The 21,755-nt window shown below is 49.6% G+C and carries 20 protein-coding genes and 2 pseudogenes; 6 read left to right on the forward strand and 16 right to left on the reverse strand.

Annotated features, from left to right (window positions below; genetic code table 11):
- Positions 1 to 34 precede the first annotated feature (34 nt).
- Positions 35 to 664: pseudogene (locus EP166_RS10170) on the forward strand (SOS response-associated peptidase family protein); the annotation flags it as partial.
- On the opposite strand, the gene EP166_RS21735 reads toward EP166_RS10170, so the two are convergent.
- From EP166_RS21735 to EP166_RS10180, 3 genes and pseudogenes are all read right to left on the reverse strand, one after another.
- Positions 661 to 948 (reverse strand): DUF4113 domain-containing protein, encoded by a 288-nt coding sequence (locus EP166_RS21735; protein ID WP_127556703.1) that lies wholly within the window; start codon positions 946 to 948, stop codon positions 661 to 663. The pseudogene EP166_RS10170 and the gene EP166_RS21735 overlap by 4 nt on opposite strands.
- Before the next feature lie 20 nt (positions 949 to 968).
- A pseudogene (locus EP166_RS21490) lies at positions 969 to 1,227 on the reverse strand (IS3 family transposase); the annotation flags it as partial.
- Positions 1,228 to 2,003: 776 nt separating this feature from the next.
- The gene (locus EP166_RS10180; protein ID WP_127556704.1) at positions 2,004 to 2,534 is read right to left on the reverse strand and encodes an ATP-binding protein; all 531 of its coding nucleotides are present in this window, start codon (positions 2,532 to 2,534) and stop codon (positions 2,004 to 2,006) included.
- Between the two features lie 923 nt (positions 2,535 to 3,457).
- On the opposite strand from EP166_RS10180, the gene EP166_RS10185 reads away from it, so the two are divergent.
- Complete coding sequence (locus EP166_RS10185) at positions 3,458 to 3,988, forward strand: MarR family winged helix-turn-helix transcriptional regulator (RefSeq protein WP_127556705.1); 531 nt, start codon at positions 3,458 to 3,460, stop codon at positions 3,986 to 3,988.
- 44 nt (positions 3,989 to 4,032) lie between these two features.
- On the opposite strand, the gene EP166_RS10190 is transcribed toward EP166_RS10185, so the two are convergent.
- The 8 genes from EP166_RS10190 to EP166_RS10225 form a co-directional block, all read right to left on the reverse strand.
- Positions 4,033 to 5,202, reverse strand: coding sequence for an ABC transporter substrate-binding protein (locus EP166_RS10190; RefSeq protein ID WP_127556706.1), 1,170 nt, complete (start codon positions 5,200 to 5,202; stop codon positions 4,033 to 4,035).
- Between the two features lie 26 nt (positions 5,203 to 5,228).
- Positions 5,229 to 5,957 carry an ABC transporter ATP-binding protein gene (locus EP166_RS10195; protein ID WP_127556707.1) on the reverse strand — a complete coding sequence of 243 codons (729 nt, stop codon included), beginning with the start codon at positions 5,955 to 5,957 and terminating at the stop codon, positions 5,229 to 5,231.
- Position 5,958: 1 nt separating this feature from the next.
- A complete protein-coding gene (locus EP166_RS10200; RefSeq protein ID WP_127556708.1) occupies positions 5,959 to 6,741 on the reverse strand; it encodes an ABC transporter ATP-binding protein in 783 nt (260 codons plus the stop codon).
- On the reverse strand, positions 6,725 to 7,744 hold the full coding sequence (locus EP166_RS10205; RefSeq protein ID WP_127556709.1) for a branched-chain amino acid ABC transporter permease: 1,020 nt from the start codon (positions 7,742 to 7,744) through the stop codon (positions 6,725 to 6,727). The genes EP166_RS10200 and EP166_RS10205 overlap by 17 nt, the downstream gene beginning before the upstream one ends.
- Positions 7,741 to 8,607: a branched-chain amino acid ABC transporter permease gene (locus tag EP166_RS10210; RefSeq protein ID WP_127556710.1), complete on the reverse strand. Its 867-nt coding sequence runs from the start codon at positions 8,605 to 8,607 to the stop codon at positions 7,741 to 7,743. The genes EP166_RS10205 and EP166_RS10210 overlap by 4 nt, the downstream gene beginning before the upstream one ends.
- Before the next feature lie 184 nt (positions 8,608 to 8,791).
- A complete protein-coding gene (locus EP166_RS10215; RefSeq protein ID WP_127556711.1) occupies positions 8,792 to 10,024 on the reverse strand; it encodes an NAD(P)/FAD-dependent oxidoreductase in 1,233 nt (410 codons plus the stop codon).
- Positions 10,021 to 10,344 carry a 2Fe-2S iron-sulfur cluster-binding protein gene (locus tag EP166_RS10220; protein WP_127556712.1) on the reverse strand — a complete coding sequence of 108 codons (324 nt, stop codon included), beginning with the start codon at positions 10,342 to 10,344 and terminating at the stop codon, positions 10,021 to 10,023. The genes EP166_RS10215 and EP166_RS10220 overlap by 4 nt, the downstream gene beginning before the upstream one ends.
- Before the next feature lie 62 nt (positions 10,345 to 10,406).
- Complete coding sequence (locus EP166_RS10225; protein WP_127556713.1) at positions 10,407 to 11,621, reverse strand: cytochrome P450; 1,215 nt, start codon at positions 11,619 to 11,621, stop codon at positions 10,407 to 10,409.
- Positions 11,622 to 12,613: 992 nt separating this feature from the next.
- Between EP166_RS10225 and EP166_RS10230 the strand changes: the two genes are divergently transcribed.
- Genes EP166_RS10230 through EP166_RS10245 form a run of 4 tightly spaced genes read left to right on the forward strand, consistent with a single transcriptional unit; the run spans position 12,614 to position 16,746 of the window.
- The gene (locus EP166_RS10230; RefSeq protein ID WP_127556714.1) at positions 12,614 to 13,588 is read left to right on the forward strand and encodes a Bug family tripartite tricarboxylate transporter substrate binding protein; all 975 of its coding nucleotides are present in this window, start codon (positions 12,614 to 12,616) and stop codon (positions 13,586 to 13,588) included.
- A 56-nt stretch (positions 13,589 to 13,644) separates the two neighbouring features.
- The gene (locus EP166_RS10235) at positions 13,645 to 14,112 is read left to right on the forward strand and encodes a tripartite tricarboxylate transporter TctB family protein (RefSeq protein ID WP_127556715.1); all 468 of its coding nucleotides are present in this window, start codon (positions 13,645 to 13,647) and stop codon (positions 14,110 to 14,112) included.
- Positions 14,113 to 14,132: 20 nt separating this feature from the next.
- The gene (locus EP166_RS10240; protein ID WP_127556716.1) at positions 14,133 to 15,665 is read left to right on the forward strand and encodes a tripartite tricarboxylate transporter permease; all 1,533 of its coding nucleotides are present in this window, start codon (positions 14,133 to 14,135) and stop codon (positions 15,663 to 15,665) included.
- Positions 15,666 to 15,678: 13 nt separating this feature from the next.
- A complete protein-coding gene (locus tag EP166_RS10245; RefSeq protein ID WP_127556717.1) occupies positions 15,679 to 16,746 on the forward strand; it encodes an AbrB family transcriptional regulator in 1,068 nt (355 codons plus the stop codon).
- A gap of 123 nt (positions 16,747 to 16,869) precedes the next feature.
- Here the strand turns inward: EP166_RS10245 and otnC are convergent, their stop codons facing one another.
- The 5 genes from otnC to EP166_RS10270 form a co-directional block, all read right to left on the reverse strand.
- A complete protein-coding gene (gene otnC / locus EP166_RS10250) occupies positions 16,870 to 17,505 on the reverse strand; it encodes a 3-oxo-tetronate 4-phosphate decarboxylase (RefSeq protein WP_127556718.1) in 636 nt (211 codons plus the stop codon).
- Between the two features lie 3 nt (positions 17,506 to 17,508).
- On the reverse strand, positions 17,509 to 18,813 hold the full coding sequence (gene otnK, locus EP166_RS10255; protein ID WP_127556719.1) for a 3-oxo-tetronate kinase: 1,305 nt from the start codon (positions 18,811 to 18,813) through the stop codon (positions 17,509 to 17,511).
- A gap of 182 nt (positions 18,814 to 18,995) precedes the next feature.
- Positions 18,996 to 20,060 carry an isocitrate/isopropylmalate dehydrogenase family protein gene (locus EP166_RS10260; protein ID WP_127556720.1) on the reverse strand — a complete coding sequence of 355 codons (1,065 nt, stop codon included), beginning with the start codon at positions 20,058 to 20,060 and terminating at the stop codon, positions 18,996 to 18,998.
- A gap of 83 nt (positions 20,061 to 20,143) precedes the next feature.
- A complete protein-coding gene (locus EP166_RS10265; protein WP_220432542.1) occupies positions 20,144 to 20,830 on the reverse strand; it encodes an aspartate/glutamate racemase family protein in 687 nt (228 codons plus the stop codon).
- A 169-nt stretch (positions 20,831 to 20,999) separates the two neighbouring features.
- A complete protein-coding gene (locus EP166_RS10270) occupies positions 21,000 to 21,731 on the reverse strand; it encodes a transporter substrate-binding domain-containing protein (protein ID WP_127556721.1) in 732 nt (243 codons plus the stop codon).
- Between the last annotated feature and the right edge of the window lie 24 nt (positions 21,732 to 21,755).

The following is a 21,755-nucleotide window of genomic DNA, read 5'->3' on the forward strand; positions in this document are numbered from 1 at the left end:
TTAATCCGAAACGCGAGATGGACCTACTGACCGGGTTCTAAGCATGGTGCCCACGAAGAAAGACCGCCAGGTTATGTCCGCGGTGTGGTGGCTGAAGCTCGACAAGCAAACACTGCAGCCCGATACCAAGTGGGCTTCATTCAATTGCCAGTCGCGCCGAATTTTGATTTCAAAGATGCATTCAATCCCGCCGCGCAGTTACCGGGCGGTCGTATTCGCCCGTGAGTTCTTCGAATGGCAACCGACATACTCTGGGGGCTGGCTCTTAACGGCGCTGACACCAGATGAACAGAAAAAGCCTCCACGCCCCATTGCCAAACACCGGTATCTGATTTACGACCCAGGCAAGATTATGATGTTCGGGGCAATGTGCAAGCACTGGATTGGGCCTGATGGGCAGCCGTTAGTGTCCACTAGGGTCATCACCTTGCTACCGCACCCTGACTTCTTGGACATTCACTACAAGTCGTTTCCTCTGGAGTTGCAACAGAACGAGCTCAGCAGGTGGTTTGACAAGAGTATTCCTCATGAAGAATTCGAACCGCTGTTCAGTATCACTGATTACAGACGATCGCTGGAGGCGGTACCGGTAAACGAACCAGCGTTTGAACCTATCGGAGATCCAGTTCCGCTAGTACCAGGTGCTAAGGCAGGCAACGGCTAATCCAATCGCGCTCTCGGCACCTCATTGAAACGTGTGGTGAACCGGGGTGACAGTCGATCCTGGCGCATATTAGTACGCCCCGTCTTTGTACCTTCACTGGCGAAAGTTACCGCTCCCCGACATTCACTATTCAAACGGTCGACTAGACTCAGCAGTTCCTGACGCTTGGGTTGGTTACCTGCTTCCTGAAACAGATCCGGCTGCCAGGCTGTCAGTGGGTATAGGTCCGTCAGCAGTACTCCCGCTTTGGCGTACTTGAACCCATCGCGCCATATGTGGTCCAATAGTCGATCGGCCCGGTTTAGCGCTGGTTATGGGTCAGCATAGCCAGCAGATCTGCAATCTCAGCGTTCTCAGTACTGAGCTTGGCCTGATAGCGATAGCAGGTCTCACTGATTCCGAAGGTCACACAGGTCTGGCGAATGCTACAATGGGCCGCTACCACTGCCTTTTACGCCATTTCACGACGGAGAGATGGCTTTACCACTTCCCTCAAGGGCTTCCTTGCGCGGCTCGGACTTGAGTTGCTCTTCGTCATACATCTTCTTCAGCCGACGGTTTTTGCGGTGGCGGTGCGCATGATAATCAGCCTCCGTGAAACATATTTGGCAGCTTGTTCCACAGAAGTCACAATTGGTATAGTAGGCTGAACTCCCAGTGTGGATCTGTTACGAAGCCCTGAAACTCAAGAATAATAGGGCCCTATTGCCGATGCTGGCAAGGATAGATAATTGAACAAAGTTCTAGCGGACAAAAAGAATCGAATTGCGACCATAACTTGTCCTAAACGGACAAGTTATGGTCGCAACAATAAACCCTGGGATCCTTAACTTTTACTCTAATATCGTTTTCTCAGGTTCGTAAGCAAACCTCCCGCCGGTTGGTGGTACTGTGAATCAGTGAGCTCAAATGACGAACTGGAGCCAACAGCACACAAACCTTGGATTCGAAGGCATTCGGTTACACGCTTCTATCTCAGAAAATGGGTGTCCAATGAAACCGGACCAAAAGCAGGCACACTTATGCCAGGTTCAGCAGAGGAGCCTCATCCTTCCACCAAATCAACGACAAGACGACCTCGGCTGATAAACGCACTGATTTCTAATGTTACGCCTTGGTCAGCGCACATGTCTATCTAGTCATTCTAAATGACTGTTGTGTAACCACTAGTTTTAAAATAGATGGCTACAGTAGAATTGCTGCAGTTTAAGAATCGTTTACTATTCCTAGATTAGGATTGCTACTCTACCACCGAAAACTATGCCGATGGCGATAGTTTCTTGTATTTCGGCTTATCCAATTCTTCACTCAGTCTTGCCTTCGAATTTAACAAAGGCCACTATGAAATATTGATTGAACTGGCCATACCGTACAAAGGCTGCGACTTGTGGATAAACATCCGGCTCAGAGCTTCCTTCTCAGAGCTCATGAACACAAATGATATGTTTCTGGTTCTCTGAATGACGGTTCGAAAAGCCGCATCTACTCTACCACCAAACATGTCCTTCAGAAGATGAAACTCCTTTAGCACTATAACCAAATGACATTCATTTTCCATGCACTGATGATTTGCCCAGCTTAAAGCATCTTCCAATATGACTTGGTATCGTAAATCCTTCCGACTATGCATATGCACTGGAATGCTTTGAAATGTTTCTATAATAGCTGAACTTAAGCGATTGGAAAATTCAAGAGCATTCCAACTATCAGATATCTCAACAGTTGTGACTTTTTTACCGTGGCTCTGAAGCGTACGAAAATAATTCTTGACTGTTAATTGTGACTTGGGAGTTTCCGGTCCAAACAACAATACGTTTTGCCCATTTTCGACAAGTTGCTGTAACTTAAGCATTTCTAGACTGTCTTTCATTGTCTAACAACTCGCTATGTTAAGACTTTACCGCAACAACAATCCCAACGAGAACAATAAGTGTGCGTCTGATATGAAACCATGTCAAATTTACTTATTGCCTGTTACTATTGCTGACAATATGTATGCGTCCGAGCATATCATCCTTTCCGATCACTCAAACGAGCCACGTGAGCTATCGAGATACCTATCTGTCGCAATAAAAAAATCTATCAGAGATCGAATTCTAATAGATATATACTACACGAGATTTACGTATGTCTGCCCGTCACATATTTTGACCTTCCATAACATAGGTACTGTAGTAGACCCATTTAAACTTGACCTGACTACCACTGTATCAATACCTATACACTAGGGAATGCCCTTGGATTGAAAATGGCTCTTGATGTTTCTTTGAGCACAATTTTACGGCTGTTGAATCCTCCGTACTGAGAACTAACAACGTGTGTTCCCTCCATTGTCGCTGGAACAGCACACTAAGGGACACTCAAACCAAATTCTTCATTTCTGTGAAGCCAACCATCTCCCAACAGCTTTTTCGACACCGGATCGGATATGCTACCTATACAGGAAGGAAAGAATAGGCGGCCTTCAAACTGCACAGCGATGATAACCAACCTGATGACAGAAAACTCTGGATTTTACAGCTAAGAATCGATGAAATGCGCATCTTATTCTTTTAGAGTTGAACTGCTACGAAGCAAATCTTGCATCATATTGAGGCACAAGTTAAACCTTTAGGTTACGTAGCCAAAAATCTGGTTAGCATGGATGTTTACGACCTACCAATGGCCACCTATTCCACGCCAGTGCGTGACTAGTAGAACCCATTTTCCTTTCAAAAACTCATCAATTCGTGTCTCCCATTATTATCCTCTCTATTGTATAGTGATATCGTCATTCTATAGAACCGGATACTTATGTCTCACTTCGTGCTGGATTTAGATCGATATATTCCATTCTTGCTAACTGCCACGGCAAACAAGCTGTCTACGGGTGCTTCACGTGTTTACCGGGAAAAATTCGATATCGGTATAACAGATTGGCGTATCCTGGCTATGTTAGCGGTTGAACCAAATATTACTGCTGCGCGTATATGCACGGTTATTGGTCTGGACAAAGCAGCTACCAGCAGAGCTCTTCTGAATTTAAGAAAACGAGGTTTCGTCCAAGAATCGAAACATCACAATACAGACAAGCGCAGCACCGTTATCCAGCTCACAGATTCCGGAAAAAATGTTCATGATGAGATCATGAAGGTGGCCTTAATGCGTGAGCAGAAACTGCTGGAAGCATTTTCAGAATCTGAAGCTGAGCAACTGGTAGACTACTTTCAAAGACTGCATCGCCAGGTCGAAAAGGTTAATCTGCTGACCTATGAAAACGAAACCATAGAGCACTATGTCCCGACTCTTGACAGCCCAAAGCAACACACCAAAAAAGTAGATTAGGAGGCAAGTTACTTGCCTCCTATATTGAACTAACAATCTACCGCCTAAGGGTTCCAGCCATGATCAGGCTGATCCGAAAGTACATCAAACTCAAAATTCACCAGGTTACCCTCGTCATTGCGCTCAACACGGCGCATGTAGACGTTCTGAATGGGGCTACGATAGGTTGCATCGATTTCCATTGGCCCTCGTGGGCTTTCCCAACTAAGACCACGCACAGCATCAATCGCCGCATCAGGATCTTTACGACCCTCGGTAGCACGTACCATTTCATAAATCACATGAGCCCCGTCATAGGCACCTACAGAGGCCCAGTTAGCTACCGCATCAGCATCGGCATCCTTCAACGTCTTCACAAATGCCCGATTCGTTTCCGAATCGTGAGCTTCCGAATAGTGAAACCCGGTCACCAGACCCAGGGCAGAATCGCCCAGTGTCTGCAGATCCAGCTCCTGTGTTTCTGCGGTTCCCAGGAAGGTAACACCGGCTTCTTTTAGTCCATTGTCAGAGAACGCCTGAACGAAGCTATACGTTGGCGGACCACCCGGCAGGAAGGCGTATATGGCGTCCGGGTTCAAAGAGCCAGCGCGCTGCATGTAGGGTCCGAAGTCGGTACTATCGAGCGGCATACGAATGGTCTCCACGACCGTACCACCCTTGGCTTCAAACTCCTCTACAAATGATACTTCTGCGTCAATACCCGGGCCATAGTCGCTAACCAGAGTCACAACACTCTCAATGTCGTTGTCCAGAGCATAGCGTGCAACGGGTACACTAACTTGTGGCAACGTGTAGGAAGTACGGACGAAGTAGTCAGACTCTTTGGTAATGGCAGAGGTGGCTGCATTGAAAATAACGGTAGGCACTTTAGCCTGGTTGATCAGCGGTGCTACAGCAAAGGCGTTGGGTGTAAAGACGAAACCCGCCAGGTAGTCAACACCATCACGGACGATCAATTCCTGTGCCAGTGAACGGGCACGGGCTGGGTTGGGCCCGGAGAGGTCTTTATAGATAAACTCAATCTCAGTGCCATTAACGGAACGGCCATGCTGAGTCTGGTAAGCCTCAATGGCCTGGCTGAACTGCTGTCCGTAGTCCGAGAATGGACCGGACATGGGTGTTAACACGCCAACCTTGATGGTGTCGGCCACAGCCGTTGTTATCAGGGAGCTTGATAGTATGACGGTGGCAATTGTTGTTTTTGTTACCTTCATGATGAATCTCCAAATGAATGATAGGGTTAAGCCGATATTTTTTGCAGTCCGATGGTTTCCTCCAATAGCTTGGGTTGCTGTTCCAGTTCGGCAGGTGTGCCGTAAAAGGCGACCTTACCGCGTTCGAGAATGATAACTCGGGTTGCGAACCTCAAAACGACGTCTACATGCTGCTCGACCAAAATGCAGCCCATACCGCTTGTCTCGACGAGGTGTTCAATGTCGGTCATCAGTTGCTCGGCCAATAGGGGCGACAACCCCTCCAGGGGTTCATCCAGAATCAGGATGGACGGATTGCCCATTAACGCGCGGGCGACCGAGAGCATTTGTTGCTCTCCACCAGAGAGTTGGTTTCCGTAATTCTGCTTGCGTTCTTTGAGTCTCGGAAAGAGCTGATAGGCATGCTCTATTCGACTTTCAGGTTGCTTGCCAAGCGCCGAGAGGAGATTTTCCTCAACGGTTAGTGAAGGAAAGACATCGCGTGTTTGGGGAACATACCCAAGCCCAAGCCGAGCCCGCTGAAAGGTGCTCATTGCCGATATGCTTTGACCATCAACGGCAATGTTTCCTCCCTGAAATTCGGTCAATCCCATAATGGAGGCCAGGGTTGTGGTTTTACCCATACCGTTACGACCCAGCACCCCCAATCGCTCACCGGTCTTCAGACTAAACGACACACCTTCGAGAATACGGGTGCCATCGTAACCGGCCAGTAAATCATCGACGGTCAGGGTCATCTGTTTCAGTTCAGTCATCTCAATGCCCCTTGCCCAGGTAGATGTTTCTTACGGTTTCGTTATGTGCAATTTCCTGAGGTGTTCCGGTGGCCATCACCGCGCCATTGACCAGAACAGCGATCTGCTCGGCAAAGCTGAACACCAGATCCATATCGTGCTCTATCAATAGAACAGCCAGGTCTTTTGGAAGGTTACCAACGGCTTCAAGAATGAGATCACTCTCACTGTCGGGCACACCGGCCGCTGGCTCATCCAGCAGCAGAACTTTGGGTTTTAGAGCCAGTACCAGTGCAATTTCAACAAGGCGTTGCTCACCATACGCCAGGTTGTGGACAAGGCTGCTGGCACGATCTCTGATATTCAGTTCATTCAGAATGCGCTGGACTTCCTCGTCCAACCCGGGGGTGTTCGCAAGGCCGGAAAACAGTCGCATATATTGCTGACGCTCTTGCAGTACCGCCAGACGGATGTTGTCTGCAACGGTTAGTTCCCTGAACAATCGTGTTACCTGAAAGGAGCGAACCAGCCCGTTGCGAACCCTGCGTGAGGCGGACATTGTGGTGATATCTTCACCGTCCAACACAATGCGTCCGGAGCTTGGCGTCAGCAATCCCGTTACCAGGTTTACAAAGGTGGATTTCCCGGCGCCGTTTGGGCCAATTAGCGCCATGCGCGCCCCGGGGGTCAGGTCGATATGAATGTCGTCAGCGACCACGAGATTACCAAAGCGCTTGCTCAGGCCCTGCACCGAAAAGCGACTGGCTGTGGGGGTTACAGCGGGCTGCTCATTTAGAGTTGTCATGGCCAGCCCCTCCGTTCAAGCGTGACACTTTATTTCGGGTCATATCGACCAGTTGCACCATGCCTTTGGGCAGAAACAACACAACGGCGATCAGCATTAAACCAATCACCAGCATCCAGGTGGACGGGTCCAGGTCGGCGGCGTAATGGTGGACCACCATGAACACGACCGTACCAATAACGGCACCATAAAGACGGCCGGTCCCTCCCAGAATCAACATGACCAATGCTTCAGCCGACATAGTGAAACTGAGGCTTTGCAAGCCAACCACTTGAATGGTTTGCGCCGATAACGCACCGGCAATACCGGCGATGGCTCCCGCAATAATGTAAATCATGAGCATGACCCGATATACCGGAAAGCCCAGTGATGTCATGCGCTGCCGGTCTTCCCGGATACCCTGAGCACTCAGACCAAAAGGAGAATTGACCAGGCGTCGAAGTCCGTAAAACACAACCAGTAATATACCAAGGGAATACAGAAAGCCGGTGCGACCAAAGAAGTCAAACTCAAAGGCGCCAAAGAGTGGAGCCATTATGTAGCCGTAAAGCCCGTCATCGCCGCCCGTCAGCCAGTTCAACTGGTTGGCAACAGCGAAGGTAAGTGAGCCAAACGCGATGGTCAGAATGATAAAGGACAAGCCATGGGCTCGAAGAAACAGTAGGCCCGACACACCAGCCATCAGTCCTCCGAATAACGCGGCCATGATCAAACCCAACAATGGGTCATTATGGATATGCAGTGCAAAAAGGCCTGCACAATAGGCACCGCCACCAAACATGGCGGCCTGCCCCAAAGAAGCAATGCCGGTATAACCAAGTAGCAGGTCGAGCGAGAGCACCAACAGGATCATGATGACAATTTCAGTCATAAAGCCCAGATTACTTGGAAAGGCGAAAAAACAACCAAGCCCAACCACCAGAGCAATCAGCTCCGGTATTGGCAGTCGCCCGGTATGCAGGGTGCCCAACGCCAAACTTGGCTTTACAGTGGTTTGAGTCATACGGCGGCCCTCCCGAACAATCCGTTAGGTCTGAGACTGATAATGACGATAATGGCGACAAAGAAGAGTATCGAAGACAACTGCGGCGCCAGATATTTGGTAGCGGTATCAATCATTCCCAGCAGCAAGGCACCCACCAGCGTGCCGGTCAAATTGCCCTGCCCACCCACAGCAACCACCGCTAAAAACAACACCATATAGGTGAGCGGGTAATAGGGTTCGATAGGCATTAAGGCTGACCCGACGATGCCGCCCAAGGCCGCCATCCCAGCACCCAGCGCAAACGCCAGTGTTGCTACGCGTCGGGTATTGATACCCATGGCACTGGCAGTTTGTACATTGTCGACCGTTGCGCGTAACTGAATTCCAAACCGGGTTTTCTCCAGCAGCAGCCAAAGGCCAACAAAGCTTGCTACGCCAACGGAGACCACCAGTATTCGCTGAGCAGGCAATACCTTGAAACCAAGGTCCAGAGAACCGCTTAAAAACTCGGGGAACGGCATCGACGAGACTCGCGTGCCAAACACCAGCCCACTAATGGCGACCATGCAAAACACGATGCCTATGGTCAGCAGTACTTGGTCCAATGGTGGACGCTGATACACCCTGGAGACCAACCAGCGTTCCAGAGGCACAGAAATCGCCGCTATCGCTAATACGGCGATGATAACGCCCGGCAACCAGGGCAGACCCATTTGGCGAATCAACCAGATGGCAGCATAGCCACCGAGCATGGCGAACACACCGTGCGCCAGATTGATAAACCGCATCAGGCCCATGGTGATGGTCAGGCCAACGGCGATCATGAAAAGGAGCAGACCGTAGACTACGCCATCGATCAGAATATTAATCAGAGTACCCATAGCATCCTCTCTTGTTGTTAGTGTCCGGGCCTGATGGGGTTTAGGTTTTGTTTTGGTACAGCTTCAGAGTGGTATTAAATTCCTCACTGGGTAATGCCGTCTGCACACCACCCTGAGTAATGGATGACTTGCGTTATTGTTGATATATCAACCATAGAACAGATTAAGGGTTTAGGTTGATATGTCAACCAGATAGAAACGCCTTTAAATCAACATCCGGATCCTTAATCTCTTCGTCCTTCAAGATCACACGCTGACCGATCAGTTTGCGGGCCAGCAAGTGATCCGCCGGGCGGTCGATCGACTCGACGGCCAGCAGAGTGGAACCTTTCATGCAAAAGACTGAGAAGCCCAATTTGTCAGGCAGTTGCCGCACCACCGTTCGGTCATACCCATCCGACAAACCGGCGATTTGCAATTTGTTGCGGTATTGATCGCTCCAGAACCAGGGGATGGCACAGTAGTCGGTGGGTTCATCTGTGAGTGTTCGAGCAAGGGTCTTTGCCTGATCGACAGCGTTTTGCACCGATTCGAGCCTAACGCTGCGTCCCTCTGCGTGGACGCTTGGAAACCGGGCGCAATCACCGATGGCATAAATACCGGGTTGACTGGTGGCAAGTTGAGCATCAACGAGAATGCCATTGTCTACAGCAACGCCTGCTGCCTGAGCCAGTTCAGTATTAGGTTCAACACCTACACCAACTAAAACCAGATCTGCAGTAATTGGCGCTCCCCCGGCAACAGTAATGGCGCTCACCAGTCCCTTGGCGTTAACGTGAACACCGGTCAACTCCGTGCGGCATTTAAAGCGCACCCCTTCAGCTTCATGGAGTTCGCGCAAACGACGAGCCATAACGTCAGTCAATGCCCGGGCGAAAGGTCGCTCCGCATATTCGATAACGGTGACATCCAAACCAGATTGTCGTGCCACGGCCGCGAATTCCATACCGATAAAACCAGCACCGATGACGGCTACTTTGTGATGTTGGCCGAGCACATCGCGCAGACATTGTGCGTCGTTTAAATCGCGCAGCGAATGCACATTCGGGGCGTTAAACCCTGGCAGTGCCAAACGTCGGTTACGTGCACCGGTGGCTAACACCAGGTGCTCATAGGGCAAGTCATCACCGGAATTGAATTGCACAACCCGATTCTCGGCGTCGACATACTCCACGACTACCCCTGCGCGGTAATCGATATCGTGCTCGCGTAAGTAGTTGGCCGAACGAAGCGTCAGGTTTGTGGCGTCGACCTTACCCATAAGATAGGCCTTTGACAGTGGTGGCCGCTGGTACGGATCGGCTGTTTCCTGACCCACCAGCGTGACCTGGCCTGAATAACCGCGCTCACGCAGCGAGACAGCCAACTGTGTTCCCGCCTGCCCTGCGCCGACGATGACGCAGCCAGCCCGACTCATACCTGGCTCTCCGGCAGATAGACTTCCAGACCGTCCAGTTCATCGCTAACTTCGATCTGGCAGCTCAGACGACTGCTACCGGTCCGCTCGCTGGTCGTGCATTCCAGCATTTCATGTTCAACCTCACCCACCGGATCCAACCGGTCGGCATGATCGTCACCAACGTAGACGTGGCAGGTCGCACACATTGCAGAGCCGCCACATTCGGCAACAATGCCGCCAATGTCGTTGGCCATGGCCGCCTGCATGACGGAGATACCGGGTTTGGCATCAACCTGATGACGCTCGCCATCCGGAGTAATAAACGTGATGGTAGGCATGATGTTCTCCTCTTAACCCTTAAGTTGGCTTACGACTCGATAGTCGGGTCGTTACCCGGCGTTCACTTCGCCGTAACGCGCACAGGAATGTGAGCCCAGCCGCGCAAGGTGTTGTTCAGTTTCGGCGTCGGTTCGCCCGTCAGTTCCAGCGTATGCACTCGCTTCGTCAGTGCCTTGAGCACCACTTCCGCTTCCAGCCTTGCAATCATCTGACCGACACAACCGTGCACGCCGGAGCCGAAGCCGACATGGCCGGCGGCCTTGCGACGGATGTCAAACTGATCGGCATTTTCCCACTTGCGCGGGTCGCGGTTGGCAGCACCCAGGAACATCAGCACCTTTTCACCTTCGCCAACCTGCACACCGCCGATATCGACCGGGCGGGTGGTGGTACGAAAGAAGGTTTGAACCGGGGAGTCGTAGCGCAATGTTTCCTCAAACGCATTGCGCACCAGGGTTGGATCGTCACGCAACGCAGCCCACTGTTCCGGATGAGCGGCGAGGCTTCGTAGCGCACAACCGATACCGTTGACCGTGGTGTCAACACCCGCCGTCAACAGTGACCGCACCAGCATGCCGGCTTCGTGCTCGGTGATCTTACCTTCATCGGCAAAACCGAAAATCTCGGCTCCCAGGCCATCCGGGCTCAACTTGGCCCGGTCACAGCGTGCGTTGATCCACTTCGCCACTTCCGGCATTTCCGCCATCGATTCCTCAAACAGGCTATTGCGAGGACCAAAGGCATTGAAGGCGATGTTGCCGTAGCGCAACAGGTAGTCGCGTTCGCCTGACTCCAGGCCCAACGCATCGGGGAACACCTTTAGAGGAAAGACTTCAGCAAGGTCTGTGACGGCGTCGAACTCGCCTTTGGCAACCAGTTGTTCCACTAGCTCCTCGGCAAAGGCTTCGAAGTCGGCTCGTAATTTCCGAATCGCAACCGGGGACAACACCTTGGTCATCGCCGACCGGGCGCGATCGTGTTCGGGAGGGTCTTTTTCCAGCAGAATACTGGGTTCGCGCCAGGGCTTTTCCTTGCGGAAATCGCTGATGCCGACGCCTGCCGAAGAACAAAAGGTTTGCCAGTCGTTCAGGGTGGCGTGCACTTCTTCAAAGCGGCCCATGCCCCAGAGTCCATAGTGTTCAAGCCAGACAATGGGCCCTGCTTCACGCAATTCCTCATGGAATGCATAGGGATTAGCCAGAATCTCGAGGTCGAAAGGATCCTGAGCATTTACCGGGCGATCAGCCCCGATGCCGTTCGTGGGGGACACTTGCATATTCCGCCTCCTAATTATTTTTGTAGAGGTCTCGGTTTTTCAACCTAAGGTTTTTATATAGTTGACTCATCAACCATACGGAAAGCTTAAGGCTTTATGTTGATATGTCAACTATTTCTACGAAGGATCAAATTGGACATTTGTATTCGATTGTTAGTTGGCTCCAGCGGGCTGCTTCCGCCGACGGAGCAGGGCACTCACTGATCTTTCAAGCTCAGAGTGGGTCAATCGTGGCGATACCGTAGGTCCCCGCCATTGATTAACTGTTGCACCACGCCGCAATCATTCAGTGTGAGGTTGACAGTCATCAAAGGAAGCAGTCAGTTGAAAAGCAGGCGTCATAGGCTCAGTGAAACCAGCCAAGATAGTTGACTCGCTATAAAAGACCCAGGAGGCCAAAAAACAAAAAAGGTTGACGGCTTTCTCCGCTAGCTGACCTAAAACAACACCCCTTTTGAACACTGTGCTATATCAGTCCAATAGGGCCTGGCAAGAGCCATAACTGTTGCTATATGAAAACAATAGGCAGTGACGTTCGAAATAGCGCACACTTAAGTGCTTCCTGTACAAAGTACAAACTTTATAGAAAATACATCCAAGATTTCATTCATCGAACCAGAAAATAGTCATTGATAGCTGATTCCCTACCTAGAAAGTCAAAATAACTGGCTAATGCCTTACTTCAAATAGGCCTTGTTCTGGGGCTCTTGAAGAAAAATCAACTGAAATCCGCCTTATTTCAATAGCAGGTGTTGACAGTATGGAATCGCAAGGTAACATAGTATTTATTCATCAAGAAAAACAATATTTGGTGAATAAGAAGTAGCATCCTAGCTCATAGGCCTGACAGTACTGACAGTACTGTTGTCGCATTAAGTGGATCGGAGACCGTGGCTGCTTAGCAGCAGTTCATAGTTTCTGTATTCCCGCTGGTCAGTTGCTATGAGGTTGAGAGTTACTTACAACAATAACTGACCCCTAAAGGTACAGAGATGATAAAAACTACCAAGCTTCTCAAGGTTACCGCTGCAACAATGGTGTGCGCATTTGCGAGCATCGCCTCAGCGGAAGACTATGCAGACTATCCTTCACAATCCCTGAACTTTACCATTGCTTTCGGACCCGGCGGCGGCAATGACACCATGGTGCGGTCACTGGTAGAGGTCATTCGTAAGTACGAGCTCTACCCGGAAGACATCATCATTCGGAACCGGGAGGGCGGAAGTGGCGCCATCGGCTGGAGTTATGTAAATCAGCAGGCTGGCAATCCCTACCACATTACTTCTACAAGCGGAAATTTCATCGGTACACCCCTTGTCTCGAACACTGATTGGAATTATGAGTCATTCACACCGGTCGGCTTGCTTGCAAACGATGCTCTGGTAATTGCCGTTGCTGCAGACTCTGAGTTTTCCACATTGGAAGACTTTGTGAATGAAGCGAAGAATCGCCGAGTAACCATCGGTGGTATTGGCGCTGCCGGGCCAGACCGGGTAGTAGCAGGGTTATTGCAGGATAGCGCAGGGATTACACTGGAATATGTACCTCAGCAAGACGGTGGACAATTGTTAACTTCACTGACCTCCGGCAGTGTTGACGCCGTGCTTGGTGGCCCCTCTGAAGTGGCCGGTCAAGTCGATGCCGGCAATTTCCGAATCCTGGCCTACTCGGAAAACACGCGCAGTAATATCTATCCAGAGATTCCAACATTTGTAGAGCAAGGTTACGACGTCGTATTCTCCCTCCCACGTGGTGTAATGTTGCCAGCGGATGTTCCAGAACATACCCAGCAATGGTGGATTGATACCCTTCAGACTGTCATTCAAACCCCTGAGTGGCAGGAAGGGTATTTGCAGCGGAACGGCTTGTCTGGCAATCCGATCTGGGGTGAGGAATTCGCCGACTATCTTGATGATACCAATAGCAAGTTCGAGTCCACCCTCCGGGAAATTGGTGCTATCAGATAAGTCCCATAATGACTTGAGGCGGTTCTCCGCCTCTTCTTTATCTTTTGGAATACATTATGAAGCCATGGTTTTCACTTTCTCTCCTGGTGCTGTCTGTTTTCTATTTCACTTACGGCATCTATTCACTTGACCTTTTAACGTTTACCGGTCGCTTAGGTCCAGGGTTCTTTCCTTTTGTAGTAGGCATATCGTTAGTTGTTCTGACTTCCTACAACACTATTCTAGCTTTCAAAGAAAAGAAGACAGTGCTGGCCAGTGGTGTTGATGACAATGAGTCGGGCTTTATCCCATGCTCTTTTGATGTGCTTTACCTGGTTTTGACCGTAGGCCTATTCATTCTGCTATTGAATGTTCTTGGTGGTCTTCTTGCAATGCTGCTATTTAATCTTTCATTACTAGCAGTTTTCAACAAAGGCGCGCACCTGAAGAACATCTCTTTCAGTATTGGAATCTCGCTTGCTGTGTATGGGTTGTTTGAAATCTGGCTAAAGGCGGGCTTGCCGGAAGGCATCCTTGGACTTTAAATAACAAAAGGTAGTCGGTCGTGATCGCAGACATATTTTCTAATTTAGCGCTTGGGTTCAGCGTAGCTGTTTCTCCAGCCAACATCCTTTTCTTACTGATTGGTTCCGTTGTAGGAATGATCGTTGGTCTCTTTCCAGGTTTTGGGCCTGCAGCCGGTATCGCCATTCTGATTCCCATGACATTTGGGATGGATCCAACATCGGCCATCATTATGCTAGCTGGCATTTATTACGGTGCGATGTATGGTGGCACCATTACGTCCATCCTAATCAATACTCCCGGGGAGTCGGCGACAGTTGCATCCACGCTCGACGGATATCCCCTTGCAAAGCAAGGTAGGGCCGGTCCCGCTCTGGTTATGCAAGCAGTAGCATCCTTCGTTGGTGGAACTACGGGTGTGATTCTGATATGTGGTCTCATCCCCTATCTTGCAAGTTTTGCCGCGTCATTTGGGCCTACCGAGTACTTTTTGATTATTGTTTTCGGTTTGTTATTGCTTACTACCGTTATGGGTGAAAATAAGATAAATGGCATAGTCTCCGCCTTGATTGGCTTTGCGATCGCCATGGTGGGTGTCGACATAATCAGTGGGATGCAGCGCTTTACATTCGGATCTCCCGAGCTGATTGGAGGCATCTACTTTGTCCCCATCGCCATTGGATTGTTTGGCATGGGTGAGTTGATGTACTGTATCTATCAGGGCCAGCATCGCTTGGATCCTGAACCAATGAGAATTGGCTTCAGAAGTAAGAATTTTTGGCCTACCAAGAAGGATTTTACGGATTCAAAATATACTTTTGTACGAGGCTCGATCATCGGTTTTGTCGCTGGTCTATTGCCGGGTTCGGGTGGAACCATTGGCTCGATCATGGGTTACTCAGTCGAAAAGAAAGTAGCCAAGGATGACTCCAAGTTCGGAAAAGGTGATATGAGAGGGCTTGTAGCACCAGAGTGTGCTAACAACGCAGCATCTTCCGGCTCTATGGTACCTTTGCTGTCACTAGGTATACCTGGCTCAGGCTCTACTGCCGTTTTGTTGGGTGCTTTTATGATGTGGGGTTTGCGGCCAGGACCTATGATGATCGTGGAGGAGCCCGAGTTCATTTGGGGGCTAATTGCGAGCATGTACCTCGGTAATATGGCTTTGATTTTGATGAGCATCATAGCCATCCCGTTCTTTGTAAAATTCCTGGATGTTCCGTATCGGTTTGTAGTCCCAATCATTGTCATGCTGTGCGTGGTCGGCTCCTATACGTTACATGGCAGTATTATCGAAACGTGGATTTTTCTGATAGCCGGTTTGCTCGGCTTTGGTATGAAACTGTATGGCTATTCACCAGCAGCGCTGGTGTTGGCACTGGTATTGGGATCCATGGCGGAAAACACTTTGTTACAATCACTGATTATGTCAGATGGAAGTCTGTTGATATTTTTCCAGAGGCCGCTGTCTGCAATCATGACAAGCGTCTTGATCCTATTGATTGTCGGGCCCTATATCGGCCGGAAAATTAGACGAAGAGTGTCTGCCACAACTGAAACCAGGAACGCATAATCGAAAATATACTATGAATAACGACCCTTTTGGAGAGAAGCTGAGTTCGGCCTCTCTCCTTTTTTTGTCTGCAGGTTTTACACTATTTATTGCTCTCTGCTTTGCATGTCTATTTTCATACTTTCATATACCATTCCCATGGCTACTGGGACCAATTTCCGGTGTTGGTTTGTGTGCTGTATTAGGTGTGAAGGTATATATACCCCGAAAACTCTCCTTATCAGCCAGATTTATGATGGGCGTGGTTGTAGGTTCCTCAATTACAGGGGATGCACTGGAAGACTTGATCAACTGGAAGGTAAGCATAGTAGTACTGTTGCTAACCGGATTAGTAACTACGTTAGCAGGAACGTTTTATTATAAAAAGATTGCCCATTTTTCTTGGGTTGAAGCAATTGGTTCTGCGTTTCCAGGGGGGCTTGGGACCATACCTCCATTTACGGTAATAGTAGGTGGCAAAGTGGAGCACGTCTTGCTGCCTCATTTACTCCGTGTGGTCACTTTGTTGACACTGATACCCATATTATATACTGAATATGCAGTAATAGAGGGTGTATTCGAGCCTGAACCTAACTTAGAACAGAATGATGGGATCGGGTTTCTGATAGCAATTTTGATCAGCCTGATTGCTGTTTGGATAGGTATAAGAGTACGGATACCTATGCCAGAATTTACTGCCAGTCTTATTGCCTGTGCTCTCATGTCATCCATGGGTTTATCAATAAGTGTTCCTAGCACCATTCTTGCGGCCGTCTTTGTCGTAATCGGTACTTATTCCGGCACTAGGTTTTCGACCATATCGTTCAGGAAGATGAGGCAAGTGATAGTGTACGCCTCAGGCGGATTAGTCATTATGACCGGGCTATCTGCAGGAGGAGCATATATCATCGCCTATTTTACCCAGATACCACTACCAGTTGCCTTTCTTGCCATGGTACCTGGTGGTGTTGCGGAAATGTCTGTATTGGCTACTGTTTTGGGCGTTAATCCAGCATATGTTTCAGTTCATCAAGCGTTGCGCAATGTTTTGATCAATTTAATTGCTCCTCTCCTGCTTCAAAAATATAAAAATAAATGCTGAGTAGAAGCATGAATAAACAGACGAACTGAGATATTGAGAAGTGGATATTTCAACTAGTAGAAGGGAGTGTGACGAAGTACTGTATGGCTAGCTTTTTGCTAGCCACAGAAATGAATTTTTAGATTAGCCAAATTTTCGGGAAAGCTCTTCCACTTCTTGTTCAGTTAGAACACGGGGGTTGTGTCCCCGTAGCAGTAAAAAGAGCTTTGCGGTCTCCTCCAGCTCTTCAATAGCATAGGTAGCAGCTTCCAGGGATTTTCCTGCAACGATTGGCCCGTGATTGGCAAGTAAAATTGAACTGTGCTTGCCCGCCAGTCCTCGAACAGCATCAGCCAATTCAGGGTCACCTGGTATGTGATAGGGAACCAGTGGCAGTCTGCCAACGCGCATTACATAGTAAGCTGTAATGGGTGGGATGCAGTCTGAATGATCAATCTCCGGCAGGCAGGAAACAGCCACTGAATGGGTTGAATGCAGATGTACAACTGCTGAAGAATTCCTATTCTCCTGGTACATAGTCATATGTAAAAACGATTCTTTGGTGGGTTTATCACCATTGCACCATTGACCCTGCTCATCAAGTCTAGAGATTCGATCCGGGTCGAGTCGACCCAGACAGGCGTTGGTAGGGGTCATCAACCAGCCACCATCGGAAGTACGAACACTGATGTTGCCACTGGAACCCATGGTCAGCCCGCGATCGAACAGTGATTGTCCAATCAGTGCAATCTCTTCTCGTTGCTTGGATTCGGTTGTCATGGCTCAATGCTCCCCAGTATTAGGATTATCCAGCAGTTTGAACGCCTTGCTGAAGAAATCGACGGTGCCGAAGTTCCCTGATTTCAGTGCGAGTAGCAGGGGTCTACTGGTGCCGTCGGCGATGGTCTGTGTCCACGGTACGCCGGGGTCGATCTGATCACCCACTCGCAGTTGTGCAATATCCAATGCTGACACCACGGCCCCTGACGATTCTCCGCCGGCTACAATCAAGCGACTTGTGCCAAGAGCAACCAGAGCTTTTGCCAGTTCACCTAAGGCATTTTCTACCAGTTCACCTGATTTCTCTCGGCCAAGTGACTTCTGTGCGGCCTCAACCGTTTGCGGATTGGCTGACGCATAAATAATGGCCGGTGTCCCACGCTTCATATTGTTAGTTGCAAAGGTGAGCGCCTCTGCAATGTGTGCTTCACCTTCTGAGGCAAGCTTAAGCGGGTTGAGCGGAAACCCCTGGTGATCTTTCAAAAAGTGATCCAGCTGTGCAAGGGTCATTCGCGAACAGCTGCCTGACAGTATGAATTGTGCACCGCTGTCACTGGACAAATAACCGGGTTGTTTCCGATCCTGAAGCCAGCCACGAGCCCGGTAAGCGTGTGGCAGGGCCTTGGCCAATCCCGAACCGCCGGTTACCAGGGGCAGATCTACCACGGCCGTAGCCAGCACTTCCAAGTCTCCATCGTTGATAGCGTCGCAAACTATGTGACACTTATCTTCACTTCTAAGGTCTTCCATTGCTGTTCGGACAGCTTGAGCACCTTGCTCGATAAGCTGGCGATTGATCAAACCTACGCCATACTGCGTTTGGGATTTCAGAAGTCGAACAACGTTTGAGTCTTTCATTGGGTTTAGTGGATGCTGTTCCATACCGCTTTCATTTAACAGGCGATCACCGACGAACAGATTACCTTGGTATACCGTTCTCCCATTTTCAGGGAATGCGGGTACAAAAACCGTTTGCTTCGTGACCAATAGCTTCATCAGCGCGTCAGAAACAGGGCCAATGTTGCCCTTTTCGGTAGAATCAAAGGTAGAGCAGTACTTGAAGAATATCTGTTTTGCACCCTGATCCTTAAGCCAGGAAACGCTGCTCACGGAATCATTGATGGCTTGATTGACATCGCAGGATCTTGACTTAAGAGCGACTACGACAGCATCGGCTTCGGTGATATCTGTTTTCGAGCCTGGTACGCCGATTAACAGTATGCATTTCATGCCTGAACGGACAAGGTTGTTCGCAATATCGGTTGCACCGGTAAAGTCATCGGCAACAACACCCAGTACTATGCTCATTCCTACGCTCACTTAAGTAGTCAGTTTTCAAGTTAATATCGGCTGTATTAAATGACTACCGCTCTGATGGCCATGAGCCTACAGGGCAGTATGTGCCGTCAGCAGCCCGAGTGGTGAAAGCTGACGGCGAGCCATACACATGTATATTTGGCATCTTTTCATTTTGCTTAAAAAAGCACCATTTAGACTTCTTTAGCAACCGCCTCGCCAAAGCCACTGCAATCGTATTGTCCACCGAGGTCGCGGGTTCTTTTTGACTCATCACGCAGAACGTTATCAATTGCATCGTTCATGGCTTTGGCAGCCTGTATGTATTTTTCCATTGATTTGTTCTCGCCGATCCAATGCAAAAGCATAGCGACAGACAGGATCATTGAAACCGGATTGGCGACATTCTTACCTGCAATGTCCGGTGCTGAACCATGCTGTGCCTGTGCACAGCAGTTGTCATCGCTGGCCATTATTGAACCTGCCAGTCCCAGGCTGCCTGCCAGTTCACTGGCCAGATCGCTGATGATGTCGCCATAGAAGTTGGTAGCAACAAGTACATCAAATTTTTCTGGGTTTCTTACCATGTGTGCGGTGGAGGCATCTACCAGCATGTCATCGACCTCCACTTCTGGGAACTGCTTGGCAACGTCGTATACGGCCTCAAGAAACAGGCCATCAGTCATATGAAAGCTGTTGGACTTGTGGATGGCAGTGACCTTTTTACGCCGTTTCATAGCTAGTGTGAAAGCTTGGCGGGCAATGCGTTCACTGCCCTTACGAGTGATCTTGCGGATTGACAAAGCCATATCGTTGTCGGGCATGACTTCAGCCCAACCGCGCGCCATGTTGCGATCCGGATAAAACCCTTCAGTAGCTTCACGCATGATCACCAGGTCCATGCTCTTACCTGCCCTCATGTTGGATTCGATGAACGGCCGGGTACGTGCAGGTCTTACGTTGGCATACAGATCGAGGCCGACGCGAAAGCCAGCCGAAACGTTGCGTCCGCCTTTTTCTGGGGCCGGATAGTCTGCGTGTTGCTGTGTACCGAGGATTACACCGTCAAAACTTTTTGCTTTTTCCAATACCTCGTCGCGCAAGGTGGTCCCGTATTTCTCCAGGCTGACAAATCCGACTTCGTCATACTCAAGTTCGATGCCAAGATCGAATTTTTTGTTGGCTGCTTCAAGTACATCGACTGAAGCGCTGATGATTTCCGGACCGATGCCATCACCTGGCAAAACAAGAAACTTCATTATAGATTCCTCTCTTTGCTGAAAGTCGTTACCGACTTGGCAGCTACCCGAGTAGCTGATAAGTAACGGCATTTTGGGTGGTTTTACTGCGGTGGTTTTGTTTGTGTTAAAGCGTGTTGCACACTTTCCCTAAGCATCGCTACAGCAGTAGCCGGGCTTGTAAGTACTGCGGCATTTGTAAGGGCAGTGACGGTTGAAAGCGCACTAGCGGTTGAGAAATGAGCCAGCATAATTGTATCGACCCCTTCCAGATTCGATGCGCATTCAGCAACCAACTTGTCGTGAGTGTCGATGTCCCCTGCATTTAGCGCGTCGCGTGCACCTGGTACAAAGACGGGTAGAAACTCAACCGGTCGATGTTGGGTGCCGAGCATTTCCTGAAACTCACGTTCCATGCCGGCCATGGCGGGCTCGAAGGTTGCAAGCATAGCCACGCGCTTGCCGGTGTTGATAGCCTGGTGGAACATGGCTTCGTTTGGTTTTAGGACGGGGATTCTGAATTGGGCGGCAGCCGACTCGATGGCTTCTCCGAAGGCAGAGCAAGTGAACAGAATGCCATTAGCCCCGGATTTGACAGCTGTGTAGGTCAGATCCAGAATTCTGCCAGACAAGTCAGCTCCGGGTTTAGTCTTGTCCCGTTCGAGCGAGTCATCAAGTAGATTACATATCTCTGCTTCTGGCCATTGTACTGAGAGTTGCTCCTGCACAGGTAGCATGGCGGCTTTAACAGCATGAATCAGGTAGATTCTTGGGTTCGGATTGTATTTCACTCTAAACCTTTTGTATTTTTATTAATATAAATACATTTTAAGGCGAAGTTCTGACCACGTCAACCCTGCTGTCGGCACGATTTTGTATCTTCTTTGTAGTTGATGCTTACGGGAGGTATAAAAGTCAGGAGCCCGACAAGCTCCCGTAAGCAGAATTTTGGCGGTTCATTCAGGAAAGCGGTGCCACAGAGGCGCCATGAATACCGTGACGCGTTAATAATGAGCTCACCAGACCAGACTGTTTTGCTTCCCGAATGAATCGAATAAGATAGTTGCTCGCCACGGAATGACGTGCCGCTGGTACGCCCATGGCCTGTTGAATCATCATAAACTGTTCAGGCAGAATTCTTAGTCGTCCAAATTCTTCAGCGCTTTGTTCCAGTTGTTGTCTTACTCCAGCGGCCACGTCGGCCTGGTGCTCCATAAAGTATGGGACCACGCCAGGAGAGGTCTCCGAGCGTACAATCTGCGCCTGTCGGAGTTGGCGAGAGAGATACAGGTCATAAGCGCTGCCTTTGCCGACCACAACCTGAATACCTGGAGCGTCTACTTCCCTGGAGCTCTGTAGGGGGGAGTCTTGTGTAACCAAGTAGCACCCTTCGATCAGTATATAGGGTTCAGTAAAGGTGATTGATTCAGCACGAACCGGGTCCAGTGCAAAGAAACCCATGTCTGCTCTTTGTTCAGTGACGGCTGTGACTGCCTCTCCGGCGGAGTCGAACACTTGTAAAGCGAGCTCAATATCTAGGTCAGCGGCGATTGCTTTAGCTAGGTCAACCGAAACGCCACAAGGTTCTTCAGTAGCTGTGCCTTTTCTTGCGAGTATCGGATTCCCGGTATTGATCGTGGTGCGCAGCTTTCCCGTCGGCGCTAGGGCATTGCGTATCTGAGATTTGTTCATATAGTGCTACCTCAATGTTAGTTG

This window comes from Saccharospirillum alexandrii, from assembly GCF_004000275.1.
Classification (GTDB): domain Bacteria; phylum Pseudomonadota; class Gammaproteobacteria; order Pseudomonadales; family Natronospirillaceae; genus Saccharospirillum; species Saccharospirillum alexandrii.

Coding starts and splice junctions, on each gene's coding strand:
- EP166_RS10185 (WP_127556705.1), top strand. CDS start 3,458: ATGTCTCACTTCGTGCTGGATTTAGATCGATATATTCCATTCTTGCTA.
- EP166_RS10235 (WP_127556715.1), top strand. CDS start 13,645: ATGAAGCCATGGTTTTCACTTTCTCTCCTGGTGCTGTCTGTTTTCTAT.
- EP166_RS10245 (WP_127556717.1), top strand. CDS start 15,679: ATGAATAACGACCCTTTTGGAGAGAAGCTGAGTTCGGCCTCTCTCCTT.
- EP166_RS10190 (WP_127556706.1), bottom strand. CDS start 5,202: ATGAAGGTAACAAAAACAACAATTGCCACCGTCATACTATCAAGCTCC.
- EP166_RS10220 (WP_127556712.1), bottom strand. CDS start 10,344: ATGCCTACCATCACGTTTATTACTCCGGATGGCGAGCGTCATCAGGTT.
- EP166_RS10270 (WP_127556721.1), bottom strand. CDS start 21,731: ATGAACAAATCTCAGATACGCAATGCCCTAGCGCCGACGGGAAAGCTG.
- EP166_RS10215 (WP_127556711.1), bottom strand. CDS start 10,024: ATGAGTCGGGCTGGCTGCGTCATCGTCGGCGCAGGGCAGGCGGGAACA.
- otnC (WP_127556718.1), bottom strand. CDS start 17,505: ATGACAACCGAATCCAAGCAACGAGAAGAGATTGCACTGATTGGACAA.
- otnK (WP_127556719.1), bottom strand. CDS start 18,813: ATGAGCATAGTACTGGGTGTTGTTGCCGATGACTTTACCGGTGCAACC.
- EP166_RS10205 (WP_127556709.1), bottom strand. CDS start 7,744: ATGACTCAAACCACTGTAAAGCCAAGTTTGGCGTTGGGCACCCTGCAT.
- EP166_RS10225 (WP_127556713.1), bottom strand. CDS start 11,621: ATGCAAGTGTCCCCCACGAACGGCATCGGGGCTGATCGCCCGGTAAAT.
- EP166_RS10230 (WP_127556714.1), top strand. CDS start 12,614: ATGATAAAAACTACCAAGCTTCTCAAGGTTACCGCTGCAACAATGGTG.
- EP166_RS10200 (WP_127556708.1), bottom strand. CDS start 6,741: ATGACAACTCTAAATGAGCAGCCCGCTGTAACCCCCACAGCCAGTCGC.
- EP166_RS10260 (WP_127556720.1), bottom strand. CDS start 20,060: ATGAAGTTTCTTGTTTTGCCAGGTGATGGCATCGGTCCGGAAATCATC.
- EP166_RS10195 (WP_127556707.1), bottom strand. CDS start 5,957: ATGACTGAACTGAAACAGATGACCCTGACCGTCGATGATTTACTGGCC.
- EP166_RS10180 (WP_127556704.1), bottom strand. CDS start 2,534: ATGAAAGACAGTCTAGAAATGCTTAAGTTACAGCAACTTGTCGAAAAT.
- EP166_RS10210 (WP_127556710.1), bottom strand. CDS start 8,607: ATGGGTACTCTGATTAATATTCTGATCGATGGCGTAGTCTACGGTCTG.